The sequence below is a fragment of the Zwartia panacis genome (assembly GCF_030410395.1).
GTDB lineage: Bacteria > Pseudomonadota > Gammaproteobacteria > Burkholderiales > Burkholderiaceae_B > Zwartia > Zwartia panacis.
In genome coordinates, this window is record NZ_JAUHHF010000006.1 from 155,069 (window position 1) to 175,523 (window position 20,455).

At 54.2% G+C, this 20,455-nt stretch carries 22 protein-coding genes; 13 read left to right on the top strand and 9 right to left on the bottom strand.

Going from position 1 to position 20,455, the window contains the following annotated elements:
- Positions 1-17: 17 nt before the first annotated feature.
- Positions 18-1,793, bottom strand: coding sequence for a glucans biosynthesis glucosyltransferase MdoH (mdoH, locus tag QWY30_RS10260; protein ID WP_290240695.1), 1,776 nt, complete (start codon positions 1,791-1,793; stop codon positions 18-20).
- 105 nt (positions 1,794-1,898) lie between these two features.
- On the opposite strand from mdoH, the gene QWY30_RS10265 reads away from it, so the two are divergent.
- Genes QWY30_RS10265 through QWY30_RS10275 form a run of 3 tightly spaced genes read left to right on the top strand, consistent with a single transcriptional unit; the run spans position 1,899 to position 4,417 of the window.
- Positions 1,899-2,906 (top strand): zinc-dependent alcohol dehydrogenase, encoded by a 1,008-nt coding sequence (locus QWY30_RS10265; RefSeq protein ID WP_290240696.1) that lies wholly within the window; start codon positions 1,899-1,901, stop codon positions 2,904-2,906.
- A gap of 9 nt (positions 2,907-2,915) precedes the next feature.
- Positions 2,916-3,317 carry a 6-pyruvoyl trahydropterin synthase family protein gene (locus QWY30_RS10270; protein ID WP_290240697.1) on the top strand — a complete coding sequence of 134 codons (402 nt, stop codon included), beginning with the start codon at positions 2,916-2,918 and terminating at the stop codon, positions 3,315-3,317.
- An 8-nt stretch (positions 3,318-3,325) separates the two neighbouring features.
- Complete coding sequence (locus tag QWY30_RS10275) at positions 3,326-4,417, top strand: glycosyltransferase family 4 protein (RefSeq protein ID WP_290240698.1); 1,092 nt, start codon at positions 3,326-3,328, stop codon at positions 4,415-4,417.
- Here the strand turns inward: QWY30_RS10275 and QWY30_RS10280 are convergent.
- Complete coding sequence (locus QWY30_RS10280; RefSeq protein ID WP_290240699.1) at positions 4,351-5,205, bottom strand: RibD family protein; 855 nt, start codon at positions 5,203-5,205, stop codon at positions 4,351-4,353. The genes QWY30_RS10275 and QWY30_RS10280 overlap by 67 nt on opposite strands.
- A gap of 97 nt (positions 5,206-5,302) precedes the next feature.
- On the opposite strand from QWY30_RS10280, the gene ribA reads away from it, so the two are divergent.
- Together ribA and QWY30_RS10290 are read left to right on the top strand one after the other, a co-directional pair.
- Positions 5,303-6,382, top strand: coding sequence for a GTP cyclohydrolase II (gene ribA, locus QWY30_RS10285; protein WP_290240700.1), 1,080 nt, complete (start codon positions 5,303-5,305; stop codon positions 6,380-6,382).
- Between the two features lie 9 nt (positions 6,383-6,391).
- The gene (locus tag QWY30_RS10290; RefSeq protein ID WP_290240701.1) at positions 6,392-6,916 is read left to right on the top strand and encodes a hypothetical protein; all 525 of its coding nucleotides are present in this window, start codon (positions 6,392-6,394) and stop codon (positions 6,914-6,916) included.
- Here QWY30_RS10290 and QWY30_RS10295 read toward each other — a convergent pair.
- Entirely contained in the window at positions 6,902-8,416 is a 1,515-nt protein-coding gene (locus QWY30_RS10295; RefSeq protein ID WP_290240702.1) for an amidase, read from the bottom strand. The genes QWY30_RS10290 and QWY30_RS10295 overlap by 15 nt on opposite strands.
- A gap of 27 nt (positions 8,417-8,443) precedes the next feature.
- Positions 8,444-8,887, bottom strand: a complete 444-nt coding sequence (locus QWY30_RS10300) for a host attachment protein (protein WP_290240703.1) — start codon at positions 8,885-8,887, stop codon at positions 8,444-8,446.
- Positions 8,888-9,096: 209 nt separating this feature from the next.
- Here QWY30_RS10300 and QWY30_RS10305 point away from each other — a divergent pair, with 209 nt between their 5' ends.
- The 5 genes from QWY30_RS10305 to QWY30_RS10325 are packed head-to-tail and all read left to right on the top strand — an operon-like array spanning position 9,097 to position 13,038.
- Positions 9,097-10,749 carry a SulP family inorganic anion transporter gene (locus QWY30_RS10305; protein ID WP_290240704.1) on the top strand — a complete coding sequence of 551 codons (1,653 nt, stop codon included), beginning with the start codon at positions 9,097-9,099 and terminating at the stop codon, positions 10,747-10,749.
- A 30-nt stretch (positions 10,750-10,779) separates the two neighbouring features.
- Positions 10,780-11,619 (top strand): CYTH domain-containing protein, encoded by an 840-nt coding sequence (locus QWY30_RS10310; protein WP_290240705.1) that lies wholly within the window; start codon positions 10,780-10,782, stop codon positions 11,617-11,619.
- A complete protein-coding gene (locus QWY30_RS10315; protein ID WP_290240706.1) occupies positions 11,616-12,221 on the top strand; it encodes a chromate transporter in 606 nt (201 codons plus the stop codon). The genes QWY30_RS10310 and QWY30_RS10315 overlap by 4 nt, the downstream gene beginning before the upstream one ends.
- Positions 12,218-12,751: a chromate transporter gene (locus tag QWY30_RS10320; RefSeq protein WP_290240707.1), complete on the top strand. Its 534-nt coding sequence runs from the start codon at positions 12,218-12,220 to the stop codon at positions 12,749-12,751. Before QWY30_RS10315 ends, QWY30_RS10320 begins: the two co-directional genes overlap by 4 nt.
- The gene (locus QWY30_RS10325) at positions 12,748-13,038 is read left to right on the top strand and encodes a DUF167 domain-containing protein (RefSeq protein ID WP_290240708.1); all 291 of its coding nucleotides are present in this window, start codon (positions 12,748-12,750) and stop codon (positions 13,036-13,038) included. The genes QWY30_RS10320 and QWY30_RS10325 overlap by 4 nt, the downstream gene beginning before the upstream one ends.
- 32 nt (positions 13,039-13,070) lie before the next feature.
- Here QWY30_RS10325 and fabI read toward each other — a convergent pair whose 3' ends face one another.
- The 3 genes from fabI to gloB are packed head-to-tail and all read right to left on the bottom strand — an operon-like array spanning position 13,071 to position 16,179.
- Positions 13,071-13,856: an enoyl-ACP reductase FabI gene (gene fabI, locus QWY30_RS10330; RefSeq protein WP_290240710.1), complete on the bottom strand. Its 786-nt coding sequence runs from the start codon at positions 13,854-13,856 to the stop codon at positions 13,071-13,073.
- A 47-nt stretch (positions 13,857-13,903) separates the two neighbouring features.
- Entirely contained in the window at positions 13,904-15,337 is a 1,434-nt protein-coding gene (locus tag QWY30_RS10335; protein WP_435433389.1) for a LysM peptidoglycan-binding domain-containing protein, read from the bottom strand.
- Positions 15,338-15,342: 5 nt separating this feature from the next.
- Entirely contained in the window at positions 15,343-16,179 is an 837-nt protein-coding gene (gloB, locus tag QWY30_RS10340) for a hydroxyacylglutathione hydrolase (protein ID WP_290240712.1), read from the bottom strand.
- A gap of 22 nt (positions 16,180-16,201) precedes the next feature.
- On the opposite strand from gloB, the gene QWY30_RS10345 reads away from it, so the two are divergent.
- The 3 genes from QWY30_RS10345 to dnaQ are packed head-to-tail and all read left to right on the top strand — an operon-like array spanning position 16,202 to position 18,210.
- The gene (locus QWY30_RS10345) at positions 16,202-16,981 is read left to right on the top strand and encodes a class I SAM-dependent methyltransferase (RefSeq protein ID WP_290240714.1); all 780 of its coding nucleotides are present in this window, start codon (positions 16,202-16,204) and stop codon (positions 16,979-16,981) included.
- Positions 16,982-16,984: 3 nt separating this feature from the next.
- Complete coding sequence (gene rnhA, locus QWY30_RS10350) at positions 16,985-17,443, top strand: ribonuclease HI (protein WP_290240716.1); 459 nt, start codon at positions 16,985-16,987, stop codon at positions 17,441-17,443.
- Positions 17,444-17,496: 53 nt separating this feature from the next.
- The gene (gene dnaQ, locus QWY30_RS10355) at positions 17,497-18,210 is read left to right on the top strand and encodes a DNA polymerase III subunit epsilon (protein WP_290240719.1); all 714 of its coding nucleotides are present in this window, start codon (positions 17,497-17,499) and stop codon (positions 18,208-18,210) included.
- Positions 18,211-18,237: 27 nt separating this feature from the next.
- Here dnaQ and QWY30_RS10360 read toward each other — a convergent pair whose 3' ends face one another.
- Together QWY30_RS10360 and QWY30_RS10365 are read right to left on the bottom strand one after the other, a co-directional pair.
- A complete protein-coding gene (locus tag QWY30_RS10360) occupies positions 18,238-19,347 on the bottom strand; it encodes a mandelate racemase family protein (RefSeq protein ID WP_290240721.1) in 1,110 nt (369 codons plus the stop codon).
- A gap of 2 nt (positions 19,348-19,349) precedes the next feature.
- Complete coding sequence (locus tag QWY30_RS10365) at positions 19,350-20,324, bottom strand: Bug family tripartite tricarboxylate transporter substrate binding protein (RefSeq protein ID WP_290240723.1); 975 nt, start codon at positions 20,322-20,324, stop codon at positions 19,350-19,352.
- Between the last annotated feature and the right edge of the window lie 131 nt (positions 20,325-20,455).

Below are 20,455 nucleotides of genomic sequence, written 5' to 3' on the forward strand. Positions count from 1 at the left end.
CTCAGAGAGTATTGCGCTCAGCTGTGATTCGATGGCCTGACAGTCTGTAGAACATTCAATGCCTTTAAATCGAGCGCCAGCAATGCTTCGGGTGGATTGATTTCTTCGGGTAAGGATAGCAATCTGTGCGTCATCATCCAGCGACCCAGCCAAGGTTGCGAGGTCAGGACCGCCAGAGGAATCGCAAGCAGCAGACCGCTGAAAAAAATCAGCGCATAGGGGAGCACAGCAGGGTGGGTGGCGAGCAGCAGACCAGATAGCACCAAGCCCAGGAGCGTGTGAGGCCAAAACTGCTTGAGGGCGTCAGATAAAGCGATCGTGTGGTCGTCACGCGTCTGCGCAGTCCAACCTGCTTTTTTTCCAAACACGAGACCCACGATAAAGATCGTGTGGTTCAGCCAGGTAATGGGTGTCATGAGGATAGAAAAAAGCATTTCAAGCGTCAGGCTCAGGCCAAAGCGCCAGCCTCCACCAAAACGGGTGCGTTCCTCTTTGCGCAGCAATACATCCAAGGCGCCTGCTATTTTTGGCAGGTACCACATGAGCAGTGCGAATACGAGGAGGGTAATGGACTCAGAGGCTTGAGCAAAGTCAGACGCGTTTGGAGTCAGGCTCAGTGCGAGCGTTGCCAACACCAGCATGGCGATCCAGGCGGGCGAGCCCAAAAACATGAAAATCGCCAAAGTCAGTTGATAGCGATTCATCAGCTTTAAGCCCGGCAAGGTCAGCAAATGGACGTATTGCAAGTTACCTTCGCACCAGCGCAGATCGCGACGAATATATTCACTCAACGTCGGCGGGTTTTCCTCCCAGCTTTCATCTTCCTGCGGAAACACCCGAACCTCAAAGCCAGCGCGCCGCATCAACACCGCTTCGACTTGGTCGTGGCTCAAAATATGGCGTGTCGAGCCATCGCGGCTGGTCAGCGCGGGGAGTTCGCAGTGTTCGATAAAAGGGGCTAGGCGAATGACAGCGTTGTGTCCCCAGTATGGACCACAGTCCGACTGCCACCAGGCCGAGCCCATCGTGTAGGACCTCATGCCCAAGCGCATACCGTATTGAAATAAGCGGGTAAAGGCACTTGTCGAGGGTAGTCCCACCACCAAGCCTTGCAAAATACCCAGCCGCGGATTCGCCTGCATCATGCGCACTAAGCGAACAATCGCTGCGCTGGTCATGAAACTGTCGACATCCAAAGTGAGGGCGAAATCGTGCTGAGCACCCCAGCGTTTGCAAAAGTCAGCGATGTTGCCAGCTTTGTAACCGGTATTGTCCGTGCGGCACCGGTAGGTGATCGCGACGCGCTGGCTCCAACGTTGTTGCATGGAATCAAAACAGGATTGCTCTTGTGCGGCAATGACGCGGTCGTTCGTATCACTCAATACATAGAGATGAAAATGTTCGCCTATGCCCGGGGCTGAGAGACCTTTGAGCATCGTTTCCAGGTTGCGCTCGATACGCTCCGGCGTCTCATTACGGATACACAACAAAATCGCAGTCGATGTTGTGAGCGGTTCGGAGTCTGTGATGTCCATTTCACGAGGTAAAACAGAAGCTGTGGGTTCGGTTGAAAGCTGACAAAGCAGCAGACCGATCACAGCATTCCAGAATCCAACCACCATCCAGGGGAGCGTCAAACCCAGTAGTACCATCAATATGACGTACAGGGCAGTGGGAGTTTGAGGTGCAAGCGCCTGATCCATCAGCCAAAGCATGAAAATGCCAGTGCTGAGCGAGAGCAGACAAAAAAGGATGCGACGCGCGGCGATCGCACGCGCAGAGGGGTTATTCATGAAGGTATTCAAGGGGATGGCCTCTGACTCACTTATACTCTGTGAAATGCTTTAGCAGTATAGGTCAGAGCGGATCGTTTAAATTTAAAAACCCAGGACTCATTCGTGGCAAGAGATCAGAACCTTCCTTTGGAGCCCCAGCTGACTCAGGGGCTTTGGTACGTCGCGCCCGAGCGGACGGAGATACGCGAGGAGCCCTTGCCTGCCATGACTAGCGAAGCGGTCCAGGTGCGTTCTGTGTTCAGTGCGCTGAGTCGTGGAACCGAATCTCTGGTTTTTAGAGGGCAAGTTCCTGAGTCTGAGTATTCGCGCATGCGCGCACCCTTTATGGGCGGTGCATTCCCCTTTCCCGTTAAATACGGCTATTCGAATGTCGGACGCGTTGAACAGGGACCCGACGCCTTGAGGGATCAGCTGGTTTTCAGCTTGATGCCTCACCAGACGGTTTTTCGGGCTGAAGCTTCCTCGGTGATTGCCATTCCCGCCGGTATCGATGCTTCACGCGCCGTATTGGCCGCCAACATGGAAACGGCCTTGAACGCAGTCTGGGATGCATCCCCCGGTCCGGGCGATCGCATCGCGGTCGTGGGCGCCGGTGTGGTGGGAGCTTTAGTCGCTTACCTGTGTGGACATCTGCCTGGTGCCGAAGTCACCTTGGTGGATGTGAATCCTGAGCGTGCCAAAATCGCAAAGGCTTTCGGAGTGCATTTTTCCACCCCCGATGCTGCACCCAAGGAATGCGATGTCGTCATTCACTGCAGTGCCAATGCAGCCGGACTGGCGACTGCCATTGCTTGTGCTGGCGAAGAAGCGACAGTGCTGGAGTTGAGCTGGTATGGCTCGGGTGTTGTCGCCGCCCCCTTGGGAGGCGCTTTTCATAGCCGTCAGATCAGGTTGCAATCAAGTCAGGTCGGTCATATTTCCGCGTCGCGCCGGCCGCGCTGGACCTATCGCCGAAGGCTGACCGCAGCACTGAACATGCTGCAAGATTCGCGTCTCGATGTGTTGTTGGCGCCAGCAGTTGATTTCAACGATCTACCCGCGCGTTTACCTGAAATTTTGAGCCGCCAAAGTACAGTACTTTGCCAGCTGATTCGTTATCCTAAACCTTAAGGAGTTGCCGTGTTTACAGTCGAAGTCCGTGACCACATTATGATTGCCCACTCGTTTCGAGGTGAGGTCTTTGGACCTGCTCAGGCGCTGCATGGCGCGACCTTCGTGGTCGATGCTGCGTTCATTTCCAAAGAGCTCGATCCCAATGGCATTGTCGTCGATATCGGGCGCGCGCTTGATGTGCTCAAGGCCACGCTTAAGCCTTTGAATTACAGCAATCTGGACGAGCGTCCTGAGTTTAAAGGTGTCAATACCACGACCGAGTTTCTGACCAAATACATTTTCGATCAGCTCGCAGCTGCGGCGCGCACGGGTGGACTCGGGCGCGATGGCAAGGAGCTGCATTCGATCCGCGTGACCATCTCCGAGTCTCATGTCGCGCGCGCCTGGTACGAGGCGGCTATTCATTGAAACCGATGATGGCACAACGAATCGTTTTTGCCTTTCCCGGCGAGCTTGATACACCGACTGGTGGCTATATCTACGATCGTCGCATCATCGGGGGTTTAAGAGAGCGAGGCTGGCAGGTCGACTTGCTCAGTCTGGGGGCTGGTTTTCCTTTCCCCAGCCATGAAACTGTCTCTCAGGCAAACGAGTTGTTGAAGGCCATCCCGATCGGCAGGCTGGTCGTCATGGATGGGCTGGCTCTGGGCGTATTGCCCGAAGCGGTCGCGACTTTGGCGCATGACCATACCGTTGTCGCCCTGATTCATCATCCTTTGGCCTTCGAATCGGGTCTGAGCGCAGGGCAGGCTGAGGCTTTCAGATTAAGCGAATCCCGGGCACTGACTCACGCGAGCCATGTGATTGTGACAGGACCGTCCACAGCGAGAGACTTGGTGCGCACCTTTGGTGTGCCTGCCGAGTCAATCGATGTCGTGTGCCCGGGCACCGCTCGTGCGCCTTTGTCCCAAGGCAGCGGATCGGAAACATTGCATCTTTTATCCGTTGGCTCGGTCACCCCCCGTAAGGGTTTTGATGTATTGCTCGCGGCTTTGCAACCTTTGGCAGAGCTGCCTTGGACCCTGACGATCGCGGGAGACCTCACCCGCGATGAACGATCGGGTGCACAGCTTAAACAGGACATCGTACGTTTCGGTTTCCAGAAGCGCGTGCATGCCCTGGGTGTGGTCGATGAAGATCAGCTCGACAGGCTTTATCAGTCTGCCGATGTTTTTGTTCTGGCTTCGCTGTTTGAGGGTTACGGCATGGCCTATGCAGAGGCTTTGGCACGCGGTTTGCCCGTCATCGGCACGACGGGCGGTGCGATCCCCGATACTGTGCCAGAGGGGGCAGGCTTACTGGTGCCTCCCGGCGATGTCGGAAGTTTGACGACTGCGTTGCGCAAAGTGATACAAGATGGCGATTGCCGCATGCGCTTATCTCAGGGGGCCAGAGTAGCCGCTGAACAACAACCGACCTGGGAGCAGTCGGTTGAGCGCTTTCAGGCAATTCTGACTCGCTGCATGTCGAGATCGCAGTCAAACAACACTTCGTTGCCGAGCAGGTGAGTCTGCACATCCAAACGCATAGCCTGATCCATGTGCTCGATGGCCGGCAGACTCAGGCTTGCGCGTCCTGAGCCCATCAGGATTGGTGCAACAATCAAGTGCAATCGATCCAGACAGCCGGCCTGAAGAAAGCGCGATACGGTGTCAGCGCCCCCTTCGATCAAAATGCGATTGAGCCCTGCATGATGCAGAGATAGTAAAATATCCTTAGGTTCGATGCGTCCGTTGTTGGCAGGCAAAGCGATGACTTCGACTCCCTCAGGGGCTTGAACCTCAACACCCTCGGTCACGATCCATAAGCGTCTGGCACCATCTCGCCCCCAGATCCTGGCATGAGGCGTCAATTTCCCTCTGGGATCGATGACAACGCGTGCAGGATGCTTGCCAGCAACCAATCTGACATTGAGAAGCGGATCGTCCGCCAGCACTGTTCCAACCCCGACCACGACTGCATCCAACAAGGCACGCAGCTGGTGCAAATGCGTCAAACCAGGTTGGCCATTGATGTATTTGGACTGACCCGTGACGGTAGCGATCCTGCCATCCATGGTTTGACCGAGCTGCCCAACCACCATCATGGCATCGGTTTTACCCGCGCGAAGGGGTTCGAAAATGGCTTGAAGTGACGATTTCGCCAGGCTTTCAGGACTAAAAAATTCCGCTAGAAACGTTTCCCAGCGTTTTTCAGCTTCAGGAGAGGAAAAGTCTTCCTGAGGGAGTGGTTGTTGTATAGATGAAACCAAAGCTTGAAAGGCCTCAATACAGATTGTGAAGTAAGTGTTTTCCATTAGGGAATTACCTTAAGCTGTCATAATATTCGAATGTGTGACGATTTACGTAAGCTTTTATTTTTAAAGCCCTATTCACCTTCACCTTTAATTTATCTTGTCGACTCCTGATCCCCTCATCGAAGTAGACCGTGCCATTTCCGAATTGCGTCGCGGTGCGATTGTGCGTGTGCACGATGGTGACGCCAGCCTATTGATGCTGGCAGCCGAAGCGTTGACTCCCGAACATCTGGGCTTGCTCACGCGTACCGGCAACAGCGCGCCCCGGCTTGTAGTGACCGGTACACGCGCGAATGTGCTTGGCATAGATAAAACTGACCGCACAGCGTGTGTGGTGACGCATCCTCAGGGACTCGATCTGGCAGCGATTGAGTTTTTGGCGAATCCTCTGGCTGCGTTGATGCAGCGTCCGGATCTTTCCGGACTCGTTTTGTCAGATGCTGATCCGCTTGCGCGCGCCTGTGTGACGCTCTCGAAGTTGTCCCGATTGTTGCCTGCGGCACTGATTGTCGAAGGCGCGGGTACGCCGGACATTTTGTCTGTCAAAGCGAGTCTCATTCAAGACTACATGCAAAACGCCGCCAAGGCCCTGACTCTGGTGAGTCAGGCGCGCGTTCCTCTGGAAAACGCTGAAAACGCGCGTGTTGTGGCGTTTCGTCCACGCGATGGTGGAATCGAGCACCTCGCCGTCATGATCGGCGATGTGGATACGACCAAACCCGTTCTGGTGCGCTTGCACTCTGAGTGTTTCACTGGAGATCTGATCGGTTCCCTGCGTTGCGATTGTGGGAACCAGTTGCGTGGCGCCATCGCAGAAATGTCCAAAGCGGGAAGTGGTATTCTGTTGTACCTCGCTCAAGAAGGACGAGGGATCGGCCTAGTGAACAAGCTGCGCGCCTATCAGCTGCAGGACTCCGGTTTTGACACCGTCGATGCCAACCTGCATCTCGGATTCGATTCGGACGAGCGCAATTATTTACCTGCGGCACAGATGTTACGTTTGCTGGGTGTGAGCCGCGTCAAACTGATGACCAACAATCCAACCAAGGTCGCTGCGCTCGCGCAACACGACATCGAGGTTGTTGAACGTGTGCCGCATATTTATCCCTCAAACGAGCACAACGATGGATATCTTCGCACCAAGGCCGCCAAGAGCGGCCATATGTTCGAGTTTTAGGATTCGCGTGTGAAAAAAACCTCTTTGATCTTAACGGCTTTCGCAGCGCTCATACTTTCGGGTTGCGCACAAGTTTCCAGCGTGAAGCCAGGCACGCCGATCGCAGATGTGATCAAGCAATACGGCAGTCCCGACATCACTTGCCCATCACGAGATGGTGGCAGAAGAATGGTCTGGACTCAACAGCCCGAGGGCGAAACCGCTTATGCCTTGAGTGTTTCCAAGCAAGGCATTGTGGGCGCGCCTCAACAAGTTCTGACAGAACAAAGCTTCAGCATTCTTGGCAATGGCGAAGTCTGGACGCGTGAGCGCGTGCATTGCGAGTTTGGTCCGCCTGCCAACATCACGCGCGATGACTGGGGCGACGATCAGCAGTGGATCTGGGCCTATCGTTACATGCGTGGTCAGGGCGACGCGGAAATCATGTATGTGTACCTTGGCAACGATGGTGCCAAGGTGACCAAGTATCGCTCTCTGCCCGACCAGACGCGCAACGACGACATCGCGGGCGGGATTACCTTATACCGCTGGTGAGGTTGGATGATCCGTCACGAGCCCCTCATACACGGGGGGATGCGTGACGATTGATTTGAGTTCCGGGTGAGGTTCCAGAAGCTGATTCATATCCGGTTTTGCGCGCTTGAGTTGTGAGTCGTGGCTAAATGCCTCTTCAAGCGCGTGCGCTGCGGCCATCAACCGACCATCTTCAAACAGTTTTCCAGTGACTTGCAGACCAAATGGCATGCCATGTTCGTCACGTCCGCAAGGCAGTGCGATCGTAGGATGAGTGGCCAACGTCACGACATAGGTCAGTGCGAGCCAGTGATAATAATTTTTCATTTTTTGACCATCAACCTCTGGTGCATAAAGTTGCGTCCATGGAAAGGGCGTAACCGGCACGACAGGTGACAAAATCAAATCGTATTTTGCAGTCGCTGCGGCAAACTGACGCGAAATGCGTGTCTGCTCAAGATGCGCGCGGGCACGATCTTCGAGCGTGATGGTGACAGCCATTTCCATGTTGGCGCAGATATTCGGTCCGAGTGTTTCGGGTTTGTTGCGCCAGGTTTCAGAAAAACCTGCAACGAAATTTTCCGCGCGCAAGACATCAAAAGCGCGGTCCGCTTCGGTGCAACGCAGATCAACAGGTTCGCAGACCTGAACAAGCGGTGCGATCGCGGCCATGCGCTGACGAAACACTCTGCGGGTTTCCTGGTCAACAATACAAACGCCGAAATCTTCGGTGTATCCGATCCGCAAAGTTGAAAGATCGATGTGGCGCATGGGCCAGAAGCTACCAGGATCGACAGGGTAGGCGAGTGGATCAAGCGGATCGCGACCGACACAGCCTGCCATCATAAAGGCTGCATCCGCGACCGTGCGTCCCATCGGCCCCAAAACTGAGATCACTGACCACCCCAGGGCGCGTGTATCGTTCCCGACTGTACCTGGAGAAGGACGCATGCCAACTACGCCACAGATCGCTGCAGGTATGCGCAAAGAGCCACCTGTGTCCGAGCCTGTGCAGATGGGCAGCATGTCGGTCGCAAGTGCCGCGGCTGATCCTCCTGAAGAGCCGCCGGCATTCAGAGTGGGATTGAACGGGTTGCCCGTTGCGCCCCAGACTGCGTTGCGCGTATTGGCTCCCGCGCCCATATCGGGTGTGTTGGTTTTGGCGGTCACGATCGCACCAGCCTGGCGCAAGCGTGACACTAGACTGTTATCGCGCGCAGGGATATTGCCGCGCAATCCAACGTTGCCATAGGTCGTCAGCAAGCCGGCAGTATCTTGCAGATCTTTGACACCCAAGGGCAGTCCGTGCAGCAATCCAAGAGGTTCGCCACGCATGACGGTAGTTTCGGCATTTTTAGCTGCCGCGCGCGCGCGATCAAAATCAGTCGCGGCAATTGCGTTGATTGCCGGATTGTACTTTTCGATCTGTGCGATGCAGGCCTCCATCAACTCTACCGGGGAAATCTGTCTGGTGCCAATTAAACGGCGTAACTCAAGGGCAGAAAGTTCTGGAAGATTCATGGCGCCTGCAATCCTTTGGTCAGTGGATTAGTGGATACTCATCAGCGTCTTTTGCAGTTCGTTGATGGCCATGTGAGTATAGTCCTTGCTGATTTCGCTGACGACGACCTTGGATACGCTGGCGGGCAAATGCTTGCGCAATTCGCCCAGGGCGTGCGGGGGCGCAATCAACACGAGCTCTTTGCACTGACCGCTCTGAACATCATGTGCCAGATGCTCCACGACTGCTTTCAAAAATTTGTCTTCCGCGACCTGATGTAAATCGGTCGATTCAAGTGAAGATTTGGCATGTCCGGAGTTACCGCTCAACCGGCCGGGCTGATCGCGGCCGAGCTCGTGGGTGTGCTCGGTATGTTGATTGGTGCTGCGCACAAGAGCGAGTTTGACCTCGCCGATTTCGCCAACGTTTTTGTAAACATTCGCACGTCCGCCATCCGCCACCACAATCCACGCTTGTCTGCTGATAATCATATGCTTGCTCCTTGAGTAGTCGATTAATGCTAAACCATTCTAAAAGGCTGTTGACTCATTTGGACATCATCAGAGCGATTACCGAGCAATTGACTTGAGATAGATCAAGAGTCGGACACATACCCCTATAATCGACTGGCCTGTTAAGCGCTGCTACTGACAAGCCGGTCTGCGGCAGCCACACCCATATATCCATTGCAGCCGCATTTATGATTGCTTTAGTAGAAGGGTATCGCGCCGGACTGTTTGCCCGCAACCAGTGGTGGCCCAATATTTTGGCGGGGCTGATCGTCGGTATTGTCGCGCTTCCTCTTTCGATGGCGTTTGCGATTGCGTCGGGCGCCAGGCCCGAGCAGGGCATCTATACAGCAATCGTGGGCGGGGGCTTGGTCACGCTTCTGGGAGGCAGTCGGCTGCAGATCTCGGGACCGACTGGCGCGTTTATCGTGATCCTTGCCGGGATTACCGCCAAATATGGCATTCCCGGCTTGCAGATCGCCACGCTCATGGCGGGTGTGATTTTGCTGATGATGGGACTTGCGAAAATGGGGGGGCTGATCAAGTTTATCCCTACCCCTGTGATTATTGGTTTTACAACGGGGATCGGCGTCATTATTTTTGTCGGGCAGTGGGCATATTTCCTGGGGCTCCCCAAGCCCGAAGGCGAGCACTTCCATGAGAAAGTCTGGGCTTTGCTTCAGTCGCTCGGTCAGACGCATTGGCCGACGCTGCTCATTGCATTATTGAGCCTGGTGATCGTACTGTTCGCCAGCAAAATCAAAATATTCAGGCGTATACCCGGCCCCTTGCTCGCAATGGTGGTCGCGACGATTTTGCAGGCAGCATTGCAATTGCCGGGAGTCGCCACGATTGGCTCGATGTTCGGAGGCGTGCCTCAAGGTCTGCCTGCTTTCGCTTGGCCTGAAATGACTGTTTCACAAGTCCTGAGTCTGGTCGGCCCCGCTTTTACGATCGCGATGCTAGGTGCGATTGAGTCCCTGCTGTCGGCAGTTGTCGCTGACCGAATGGCGGGTACGCGACACAACTCCAACCAGGAGTTAGTGGGTCAGGGCGTGGCCAATATTGTGACGCCTTTATTCGGTGGATTCGCCGCCACTGGCGCGATCGCACGCACGGCGACCAACATCAGAAACGGTGGAACAGGACCGCTTGCCGGCATCGTTCATGTACTCACTCTTGTGCTGATTTTGTTGGTACTCGCACCGCTTGCCTCAAGCATTCCTCTGGCAGCTTTGGCCGCGATTTTGTTTGTGGTGGCCTGGAACATGAGTGAACTGCCGAATTTTGGCAGAATGCTGATGCGGGCACCAACGGCTGATCGCATTGTATTGGTCGTGACATTTTTGCTGACTGTTTTTGTGGATCTGGTTGTGGCTGTCAACGTTGGTGTGATGTTGGCGATTTTTCATTTTCTCAGACGCATGGCGGCCTCGGTTGAGACACGCGAGGTTGCCGAGGACGCGCTGGAGCGTGAGTTTGCCGACCAGGTAGGCCACAAGCGTCCCGAGGGCGCGATGGTCTATGAAATCGATGGCCCGATGTTTTTTGCGGCAATCGAGAGTTTTGAACGTGCACTCAAACATACTGCGACGGATCCTGAGTCTCTTGTCATTCGCTTGCGTCGCGTGCCTTTTATCGATGCGACAGGCTTGCAGTCTATCGAGGAGGTCGTCACTGACTTGCATCAACGCGGCGTGCAGGTGTTACTGTGCGAAGCCAACGCAAAAGTGCTGGAAAAAATGCGTCGATCCGGCTTGGTGAGTTCTGACTCTCAGGCTCAGTATTGCGACACACTCGAGCAAGCATTCGACCGCGCGCGACTGAATACAGAAGCGACCTAACAATAAACAAATAGCCAAAACATATACTAGATGAAAACTGATACGAAACTTGATAAAAAAATCACTAACCGAGAGTTCAAGTTGTTACTCAAGCCAGAGGGGCTTGATCGTCACAGCCGGATCATTCATCTTAGCCATTTGATCGTCGCGTTTTGTCAAAGGGAGGGTGTGGATTTTTTCCACCTTGACAATGCGAATACGGGACTTCGGAGTGTTTATTTTTACGACACGCCGAACAACGATTTCCGTAAAAATAATTTGATTTTGCGTGTGCGCGAGTCGAGACAAAACGTCTGGGTTGATGATTGGTGCGAGGTGACCTTAAAGTGCCGGGCCAAGTCGCTACAAGGCTCGCTTGCCCATGACCCGACTCCTGACGCGCCTTATAAGATCAGGATGCGTTTGAAAGAGGAAATATTGCGTGGCGAGACCTTAGGCAGTACCCGCATGATCTATTCCAACAATTCAATCATGGATTCAGTCCCTGTGGATCAGATTTTTGAACGCACGATGGGCGGCATTGTGCGGGCCTTTCCTGATCTCGGTCGCTTGGAGATTAAGCCAGATATACCTGTCTCTGTTGTCGGAGGCGTCACCAACAAGATACTCGAGGCCTGTTTGCCTTTGGGGAATATCGTGTTTGGTCCAAATGTCAGTGCCCATTGTGATGTTGCGATCTGGATGCGTAGCGTCGGTGAGCCTATTGTGGGCGAACTGGCTTTTTCCTATCGAGTCAATAAAACCAATCGCGAGGATACGGCCGCGCATCAACTTGCGGATAAGTTTTTCAAAAATTTGCAACGGGCGATCCCGGATTGGCTCGTATCGGGCAGCACCAAAACCGCGCTGGTTTATGGAGTCGAGGAATGAGCGATGTCAGCGACACTGTCCCCGTTACGCCACCCTCGCTCTGGGAAATATTCAGAGAGTTCCTGTTGATTGGTGCGGTGAGTTTCGGGGGCGGAATCGTGGCTTACGAGAGATTGCTTTTAATCGATAAGCGCAAATGGCTGACGCCCGATGCGTTCATGGCAACGCTTGCGATCAGTCAAACTTTACCGGGCCTGAATTCAGTCAATCTCGCGCTCCTCGCGGGCGATCGCATACGTGGATTTTGGGGTGCATGCTGTGCCGCCGCGGGCTTGATGTTGCCGGGCGGATTGTTCGTTTTGCTGGCTGGCGTGGCCTACAGCCAGGGTGAGGATCATCCGATTTTGAATATTTTGTTAGCGGGTGTGGCGGCGGGCGCAACCGGACTGTTAGCCTCGATCACCTATAAGATCGGCGATCAGCATTTCCGGCATTTCCGCTCGCTTGCGATGATTATCGCGACCTTTGTACTCATGAGCGTGCTGAAATTTTCACTCATTACAGTACTGCTGATTATGGTGCCAATTGGTCTCTTTCTCTATCGACCGCGTGCGCATGATCAAACGGAGTCATTGACACGCAACGAGGAGAAATCCCCATGAGCGCCTTGTTGCAACTTGCGATGACCTTTGGCATGTTGTCAGTGCTGGCGGTCGGGGGCGGTACTGCCGTTTTGCCGGAAATGCAGACCATTTTGGATCAACGGTTCTCGATCGATCACACTGCGTTTGTGCACATTTATAGTTTGGGGCAACTCGCGCCGGGCCCTAACATGATGATGGTGCTGGTGTTCGGTTTTCAGATCGCCGGCCTGCTCGGTGCTGGAGTGGTCCTGCTTTCGTTTTTTTTGCCCTCCAGTATCTTGTGTCTTGCTGTGGGACGTTTGTGGAACAAAATCGGCGAGCGACCCTGGCGGCGCGCGGTGCAAAGCGCGTTGGAGCCGATCGCGATTGGGTTGATGTGTTCAGGTGTCTATGCCGTTGCAAAGGCTGCATTTGTCGGACCGCTCACGGTTGGGCTGGGTCTGATCGTGTTTGGTCTGCTGCTGCGCACGCGAATCAATCCTGTATATCTGATTCTGGGTGCGGGCGGCTTGGGTGCTCTGATCATGCATTTAACGGGAGTACGATGAGCTGGCTCACCGAACAGGCAACGGGTGTAGCACTTTTATTGCATTGTCAGCCTGGCGCAAAAGTGTCCAAGGTTGTAGGAGAGCATGACGGGCGCTTGAAAATCGCACTGAATGCCCCGGCGGTTGAAAATCGGGCTAACGAAGTGCTCGTTGCCTGGTTGGCGGAGCGGCTGAGTGTGCCGCGCAAACACATTCAACTTGTTTCCGGACAGACCAGCCGCAAAAAACGCGTGCTGGTCGAGGGTGTGACGATGTCAGAAGCGCGCAAGGCGCTTGATTGCAATTGATTGCGCTTGATTCGGGAGAGGCTTAAAAAGCCTTACTCGATCAAGCCGGCAATGACATTGGAAAAGCCTGAATCTACGTGAATGATTTCACCGGTGACGCCAGCGGATAATTCAGATAACAAAAAGGCCGCCACGTTACCGACCTGCTCAATCGTCACGTTGCGACGCAGTGGCGCGTTGTTCTCGACGACTTTCAGGATGCTTGAGAAATCCTTGATGCCACTGGCGGCCAGTGTTTTGATTGGGCCGGCCGAAATGCCGTTTGAGCGAATGCCCTCAGGGCCGAGGTTGGCCGCCAGGTAGCGCACCGATGCCTCAAGTGAGGCTTTGGCCAGACCCATGGTGTTGTAATTGGCCATCGCTTTTTCGGCACCCAGATAGGTCAGCGTCAACAGCGCCCCGTTACGCCCTTGCATCATGGGGCGAGCAGCTTTGGCGAGCGCGGGAAAACTGTAGGCTGAAATGTCATGGGCAATGCGAAAAGCTTCGCGCGAGAGTCCGTCGAGAAACTGGCCAGAGATGGCTTCGCGTGGCGCGAAACCAATCGAGTGCACTAAGCCATCGAGACCGTCCCAGTGTTTGGCGAGCTCGGTAAAGGTGGATTCGATCTGGCCGTCATCGCCCACATCACAGGGCAGCACGATTGAGCTACCAAAGTCTGCGGCGTATTCGGTGACGCGTTCCTGAAAGCGTTCACCAACGTAAGTAAAGGCGAGTTGAGCACCTTGATCGTGACACGCTTTGGCGATGCCATAGGCGATCGAGCGATTGGAGATCACGCCAGTAATCAGGATACGTTTGCCGGAAAGAAAGCCCATGGACCAGTCCTAAAGATGAAGATTAGTAAAGTAAAAATATGATTGAATCAGCTTCGGTTGCTTGTACCCGGTACCCGCAACTTCGCGCCTGCTCGCAGAGTATCCGATTTTAAGTTGTTCAGCGCGCGAAGCGAAGCTGCAGTGGTGCCATATTGCTGGGCAATGCTGCTGAGCGTTTCGCCGGAACGCACGGTGTGGGTGCGAACGGTTGCGCGCGCGGGCGCAGCGCTAGTGGTGGTGGTGCTGGTGACGCTCGCGGGTCTGGCAGTGGCACGATTTGATGATGTTGTTGTTCGGCGGGATGTCTCTGGAGATGCACGACCTGCCTGAGCCAGAGAGGTCTTGTCGGCTGGATTCAAACGAATCCCTTCGCCGCTTGGACCCGGAATAATCAGTGTTTCATCGCTGGCCAGACGGACATTGCTCGGGATGCGATTCGCTTGACGCAAGCGGCTTTCCGGGACGCCGAACTTGCTGGCGATGGCGGAGATGCTCTCGCCTTCCTTTGCCTCATAGGTTTGCCAGGATGTCAGGTCCCCGCGGTATTGGGCAAGATTTTTGTTGTAAATGGCCACGCGATCTCGCGGCAAAATAATCGAATGGTTTTCTTTGACAGAGATAACTGGCTGATTGAACGAAGGATTCAGCGCCTGAAAATCTTCAAGGGGCATTTCAGCGAACTTTGCGGCAAGCGTGTAGTCGATGTTGACGGTTTTCTTGATTGCGACAAAATAAGGAGAGTTATCCACGTCCGGGAGTACGACCGAGTATTTTTTCGGATCAGCAACGATGTTTTTGATGGCCTGCAGCTTGGGTAGATAGTTGCGTGTCTCGGCTGGCATGTTGAGCGAGAGGTAGTCGGTCGGTTTACCCGCAGCCGCATTTTGTTTGACCGCTCGCTGGACAGCACCTTCACCCCAGTTATAAGAAGCAAGCGCCAGATACCAGTCCCCCTGGAATTCGAACAAATATTCCAGATAGTCGAGCGCGGCATTGGTCGAGGCGATCGGGTCGCGGCGCTGATCATGCCACCAGTCTTGTTTGAGCTTGAATTGTGTGCCCGTGCTCGGGATGAACTGCCACAAGCCGGAAGCGTTGGCATGCGAATATGCAATCGGGTTGTAGGCGCTTTCAACAAAAGGTAACAAGGCGAGCTCGGTTGGCAGACCCCGGCGATTGATTTCCTCGACGATGTAGTAAAGATATTTGCCTGCGCGGTTTGCCATCCGGTTCATCGACTCCGGGTGGGCGGCATAGTAGGCCGTCCATTTGTCGACAAGAGGAGTATTGAGATTGGGAATGGCATATCCACGACGAATCCGCTCCCAAGCATCAGGTGCGGGAACGGTCAGGTCGATCGTGAGCGAAGTGTCCTGCGCGCCCCCCCGGTTTCCGGAACCGGACATACCGGCACAGCCGGCCAGTAATAGGACGCAAGCTAAAGTAACCAGACGGGTAAAGAGAGCTTGAATATTAGGCATCAACATCAACGAAAATTGTTTTTCCACTCTCTGAGCACGGCAAAAACCTCAACCGGCGAGACGAGGGGGCGCTCTGCCCAGACTGCCGCCGCTTGGGCAACGCTGGCTTGTCGAGCGCGTAAAAACGGATTGCAGGAGAGCTCTTGCCCGATGGAGCTGGGCAAAGTCGGTTGACCTTCGATGCGCTGCTGTTCAGCGCGGGCTTGCCAGGCCAGAAGGTTGTGATTGGCTGGCTCGACTGTGCGGGCCCAGCGCATATTGGAGAGTGTGTATTCGTGGGCGCAATAGACCGCTGTTTCGGTGGGCAGGGCGGCAAGCTTGGCCAGGGACGCGTCCATTTGCTCCGGCGTGCCTTCAAATAAACGACCGCAGCCCGCGGCAAATAAAGTATCGCCGCAAAACAAGACAGGTTGACCTGCGATTTGACCTGTGTAGGCAATGTGCCCAGCTGTGTGCCCCGGCACATCAAGAACGGAAAGGGAAAGTTGCATGCCGGTATCAGTCACTTCATCCCCTTCGACCAGGGCGATATCGCAGACAGGTAACACTTCGCTTGCCGGACCATAGACCATGGCGCCAGTTTGGGAAACCAGCTCGGCAACTCCACCAACATGGTCTTGATGATGATGGGTGAGTAAAATAGCGGTGAGCTTCAAGGCCCGCTTGTCGAGCGCTTGCAAAACCGGAGTTGCCTGACCGGGGTCGACCACGATGGCATCTGCGCCATTGGTGATCAGCCAGATATAGTTGTCGCTAAACGCGCTCAGGGGAAAAATCCCTGTCGATTGACGAGGCGTTGTGCTGTGGTTGGCAGGGCAATGCAGGTTTGAGTAAGCAGGCATTTATATTTTTTTCAGGAACAGCGTGTCTACACAAGAATCTGCCATTGTAAGTCTGAGTGCGTGGTTAAGTACTGATCCGGGTCAATATGCCCGAAATTGGGAACAAACGCGCTTCGACACCATGGTTGACGATGTGTTTGGTTATCGGGCGCTTCAGGTTGGATTACCCGAGCTGGATTTGTTACGCGCGAATCGGATGCCCTTCAAAGCGTTTGTCGGCCCGACTTTACCCCAGCCAGAGCAAACATTCGACTGGGCTGGTACTGTGCGTGCCGAACCTGAATTCCTGCCTTTTGACAGAGAAAGCATGGATTTAGTGGTTTTACCGCACATTTTAGAGACATCAGACAATCCGCATCAGGTTCTGCGCGAAGTCGATCGTATCCTTGTACCGGAAGGGCGGGTCGTGATTTCTGGTTTCAATCCCTGGAGTTTATGGGGCCTGAGGCAACGTACGCCCTTTCTCAAACCGTGGTTTCCCACCGAAGTCGGACATCAGGTTTCCTTGTCCAGACTCAAGGACTGGTTGAAACTCCTTTCATTTGAGATCGAATTTGGTCACTTCGGCTGCTATGTTCCGTCATTTTCCACAAAAAAGTGGCTTGATCGAACTGCCTTTTTCGAGCCTGCCGGAGATCGTTGGTGGCCAGCTTGTGGTGCGGTCTATGTCGTTTCGGCTGTCAAGCGTGTGCATGGTATGACTTTGCTCAAACCCAACTGGAAAACCAAACCTGTCAAACAGGCCGCACGGCGCGCCGCTGGCGTCGCCATGCAGCAACAATCCATTCCAACAAAAAAGTAAACGATGCAAACTGAAGAAAATGTAGAAATCTGGACAGATGGCGCTTGCAAAGGCAATCCCGGACCGGGTGGCTGGGGTGTTTTGCTCAAACTCGGCCAAGTGGAGAAAACACTTCATGGTGGCGAACCCCTCACCACCAACAACCGCATGGAAATGATGGCCGTGATCGAAGCCTTGCGTGCGCTGAAGCGGCCTTGTTCCGTCACGCTCCATGTTGATTCGCAATATGTGATGAAGGGCATGACCGAGTGGATTCATGGCTGGAAACAGCGAGGCTGGAAAACCGCCGATAAGAAACCCGTCAAAAACGCAGATCTTTGGCAGTTGATGTCAGATGAGGTCGCGAAGCACGATATTCAGTGGCATTGGGTGAAAGGCCATGCCGGCGATCCAGGTAATGAGCGCGCCGACTTGCTCGCCAATCGTGGCGTAGAAGAAGCCCGCGCTAAAATGAAAAGCTGAATTGACTCATTCAATACAACTCTTTTACACACTTTTTTACGGCACTCTTACCCATGCGTTGGATCATTCTTGATACAGAAACGACCGGACTCGATCCCGCACAAGGACACCGTATCGTTGAGATCGGTGCCGTCGAGGTTCTGAATCGCGGTGTAACGGGCAATCATTACCACACCTATCTCAATCCGGACCGCGATAGCGATCCCGGAGCTTTGGGTGTGCACGGTTTGACCACGGATTTCCTGTCGGATAAACCCCGCTTTAAAGATCAGGCCGATGATTTTTTAAAGTTCATCGAGGGTGCCGAACTCATTATCCACAACGCGCCGTTTGACCTGAAGTTTTTGAACGCCGAGCTTGAATTAATCGGACGCAACCCGGTCACGGATTTTTGCAGCGGCGTGACGGATTCGCTCGTCCATGCCAAGACACTGCACCCAGGGAAACGAAATTCCCTCGATGCCCTGTGCGAACGTTACGGAGTATCCAACGCGCATCGCGCCTTGCATGGCGCGCTGCTCGATTCACGTCTTTTGGCCGAGGTCTGGCTTGCCATGACCCGCGGTCAGGATAGCCTGATGATCGATACGTATGACGCACCCGAAGCTGAAAGTGCCGAGGCCCGCGGTCAGCTCCAGGACGCGCTCAGTCTGCCTGTGATTCTGCCAAGCGCCGAGGACCTCCTCGCGCACGAGGAGTATCTGGCAACGTTGGACAAGTCGGTCAAGGGCAGTTGCTTGTGGCGACAGTATGAGACGACTAAATAATCGCCTTCTTGAATAATCGTCTGTCTGCTAGCTCAATACACCAAGCGTTTTTCTCTTGATCAGCTCAAAATCGATCTGCGCGCCCAGACCTGGTCCGGTTGGTGCATGGATCATCCCTTGACCATCAATCTCAAGGTCCTGCAATAGCCCGTACTTTTGCGATTCGGATGGCAACAGGACCTCAAAAAGCTCCGTATTTTGGAGCGCCATGATGACGTGCAGGTTGGCGAAGTTATTCAGCGAGTTTCCACCATGATGCACTTCGTAGTTCAGATGGAACGCCTCGGCGAGATGGGCGGTTTTCATCAGGGTGGTGATGCCGCCTTTGACCGCAACGTCCCCTCTTAAGAAGTCTGTCGCGCGCTCCTTGATCCACGGGGCGTACGAATCGAGTCCACCTGCGGGATACTCGGTCGCCATGATCGGGATGCTCAGATGTTTTTTGAGCTCGAAATAGTTGTAGATATCCGCATCCGCAAGAGGATCCTCGTACCAATAGAAATCGAGATCTTCAATCACATGACCGACCCGCAGCGCTTGAGGGTAGTCATAGCTCCAGACAGAATCGAGCATCAATATATAGTCGTCACCAACGGCTTTGCGCACGGCTTCGCAGACCTTGATGTCCTCTCGCCATACTTGGGGCGGGTGGATCTTGTAGGCGGACAGATTGAGGGCTTTGTAGTGTTGCGCTTCGTCCGCATAGGCTTGCGGGCTCGCGAGCACCGCCGAGCTGATGTAGGCGGGGACGCGATCCCGGTAGGAGCCAAGCAGCTGATGGATCGGCAGGTTCGCAACCTTGCCCGCGATATCCCAGAGCGCAACGTCCACCGCGCCGATCGAGCGCGCGGTCGTGGTGCGCACACGTTTCCACATGGCTTTGTAGAGACGTTCGCGGTCAAGCGGATTTTGACCGATCAAAATCGGCTTGAGGTAACGGATCAGGCTGCCACCATCCATGTCTGCTGGGAAAAAAGCAGAGCCCAGAAAAGCATGTCCAGTGATCCCCTGGTCCGTGGTGATCGCCAACAAACCAAGCTTGCTCTCGCCGGCAAAGCGACCCGTATGCGCGCCGTAGCTGGTTGCAGGGATATCGTCCCAGCTAAAAAGCGTGAGAGTGACGTCTTGAATTTTCATCTTTACTCGATCCGGATGTTGGCTTCTTTGATCAGCTTGCTCCACTTCGCGACCTCGCTCTGCAGCAACTTGCTGAACTCTTCAGGCGTGCTGGCGATCACCTCGACACCTTGATCGTTAAAGCGTTTAGTGACATCAGGCTGGCGATAAATATTCGCCAGTTCGCGGTTGACTTGATTGACGATCGCAGTGGGTGTGGCACCCGGCACTTGCATGCCAAACCAGACGTTCACCTCAAAGCCCGGGACACCAGACTCCGCGACAGTAGGTGTGTCTGGCAGCAGTGCTGTGCGCTTGAGACCACTCACACCGATCGCATTGATCGTGCCCGCGCGGATTTGCTGTACAACGTTTGGTACGTTATCAAACAGCACATCGATTTCACCCGCCATGAGAGCCGCAACAGCCGGCGCGCTCCCTTTGTAGGGAACATGTGTGAGCTTGGTGCCCGTCATGTTCATCAGTAACTCCATCGAGAGGTGATTCGATGAACCAGAACCTGTCGAACCATAGTTCAGCTTGCCTGGATTGGCTTTGGCATACTCGACAAGTTCTTTGGCACTATTAATATTCAACCCCTTTCTGGTCACCAGCGCGTTTTGAGCAGAGCCCGCCAAAATCAACGCACGAAAGTCCTTGAGAGCGTCATAGGGGAGCTTGGCGCCATACAGACCAGGCATCGCAGAAAAAGGCAAAGGCGTGACCAAAATCGTATAGCCGTCAGCCGGAGCTTTAGCGACATAGCTATTGCCAATGGTGGTGTTGCCGCCCGGACGGTTTTCCACCACCACGGGTTGACTCCAGACTTTTCCGAGCTTGTCGCTTGAGATGCGCGCAAGCGTATCGTTAAAACCACCTGGAGGATAGGGCACAACGATACGAACAGTTTTCTCCGGAAATGTTTGCGCCAGTGCAGCACCGGCGATGCACAGGGAAAGCCCCAAACCTGCCAAAATATTTTTTGTAAAAGTTTTCATTTTGTCTTATATGGACGCCTCCCGGTTTGGCAAGAAATATTTGATTTCGACAGTTAAGGTGGTTGCAGTCTTATATCCGGTCTGTTTGTGCAGACGCGAAGCCTGCTGACCCTGATGGAATTCGCCGAGAA

Bases quoted from the DNA above. Each gene is read 5' to 3' on its own strand.
- QWY30_RS10275 (WP_290240698.1), top strand. From the start codon at position 3,326: ATGGCACAACGAATCGTTTTTGCCTTTCCCGGCGAGCTTGATACACCG.
- QWY30_RS10300 (WP_290240703.1), bottom strand. From the start codon at position 8,887: ATGATTATCAGCAGACAAGCGTGGATTGTGGTGGCGGATGGCGGACGT.
- QWY30_RS10365 (WP_290240723.1), bottom strand. From the start codon at position 20,324: ATGAAAACTTTTACAAAAAATATTTTGGCAGGTTTGGGGCTTTCCCTG.
- fabI (WP_290240710.1), bottom strand. From the start codon at position 13,856: ATGGGCTTTCTTTCCGGCAAACGTATCCTGATTACTGGCGTGATCTCC.
- QWY30_RS10295 (WP_290240702.1), bottom strand. From the start codon at position 8,416: ATGAATCTTCCAGAACTTTCTGCCCTTGAGTTACGCCGTTTAATTGGC.
- mdoH (WP_290240695.1), bottom strand. From the start codon at position 1,793: ATGAATAACCCCTCTGCGCGTGCGATCGCCGCGCGTCGCATCCTTTTT.
- QWY30_RS10360 (WP_290240721.1), bottom strand. From the start codon at position 19,347: ATGAAAATTCAAGACGTCACTCTCACGCTTTTTAGCTGGGACGATATC.
- QWY30_RS10325 (WP_290240708.1), top strand. From the start codon at position 12,748: ATGAGCTGGCTCACCGAACAGGCAACGGGTGTAGCACTTTTATTGCAT.
- QWY30_RS10320 (WP_290240707.1), top strand. From the start codon at position 12,218: ATGAGCGCCTTGTTGCAACTTGCGATGACCTTTGGCATGTTGTCAGTG.
- QWY30_RS10315 (WP_290240706.1), top strand. From the start codon at position 11,616: ATGAGCGATGTCAGCGACACTGTCCCCGTTACGCCACCCTCGCTCTGG.
- QWY30_RS10280 (WP_290240699.1), bottom strand. From the start codon at position 5,205: ATGGAAAACACTTACTTCACAATCTGTATTGAGGCCTTTCAAGCTTTG.
- QWY30_RS10335 (WP_435433389.1), bottom strand. From the start codon at position 15,337: ATGCCTAATATTCAAGCTCTCTTTACCCGTCTGGTTACTTTAGCTTGC.
- QWY30_RS10310 (WP_290240705.1), top strand. From the start codon at position 10,780: ATGAAAACTGATACGAAACTTGATAAAAAAATCACTAACCGAGAGTTC.
- rnhA (WP_290240716.1), top strand. From the start codon at position 16,985: ATGCAAACTGAAGAAAATGTAGAAATCTGGACAGATGGCGCTTGCAAA.
- dnaQ (WP_290240719.1), top strand. From the start codon at position 17,497: ATGCGTTGGATCATTCTTGATACAGAAACGACCGGACTCGATCCCGCA.
- gloB (WP_290240712.1), bottom strand. From the start codon at position 16,179: ATGCCTGCTTACTCAAACCTGCATTGCCCTGCCAACCACAGCACAACG.
- QWY30_RS10305 (WP_290240704.1), top strand. From the start codon at position 9,097: ATGATTGCTTTAGTAGAAGGGTATCGCGCCGGACTGTTTGCCCGCAAC.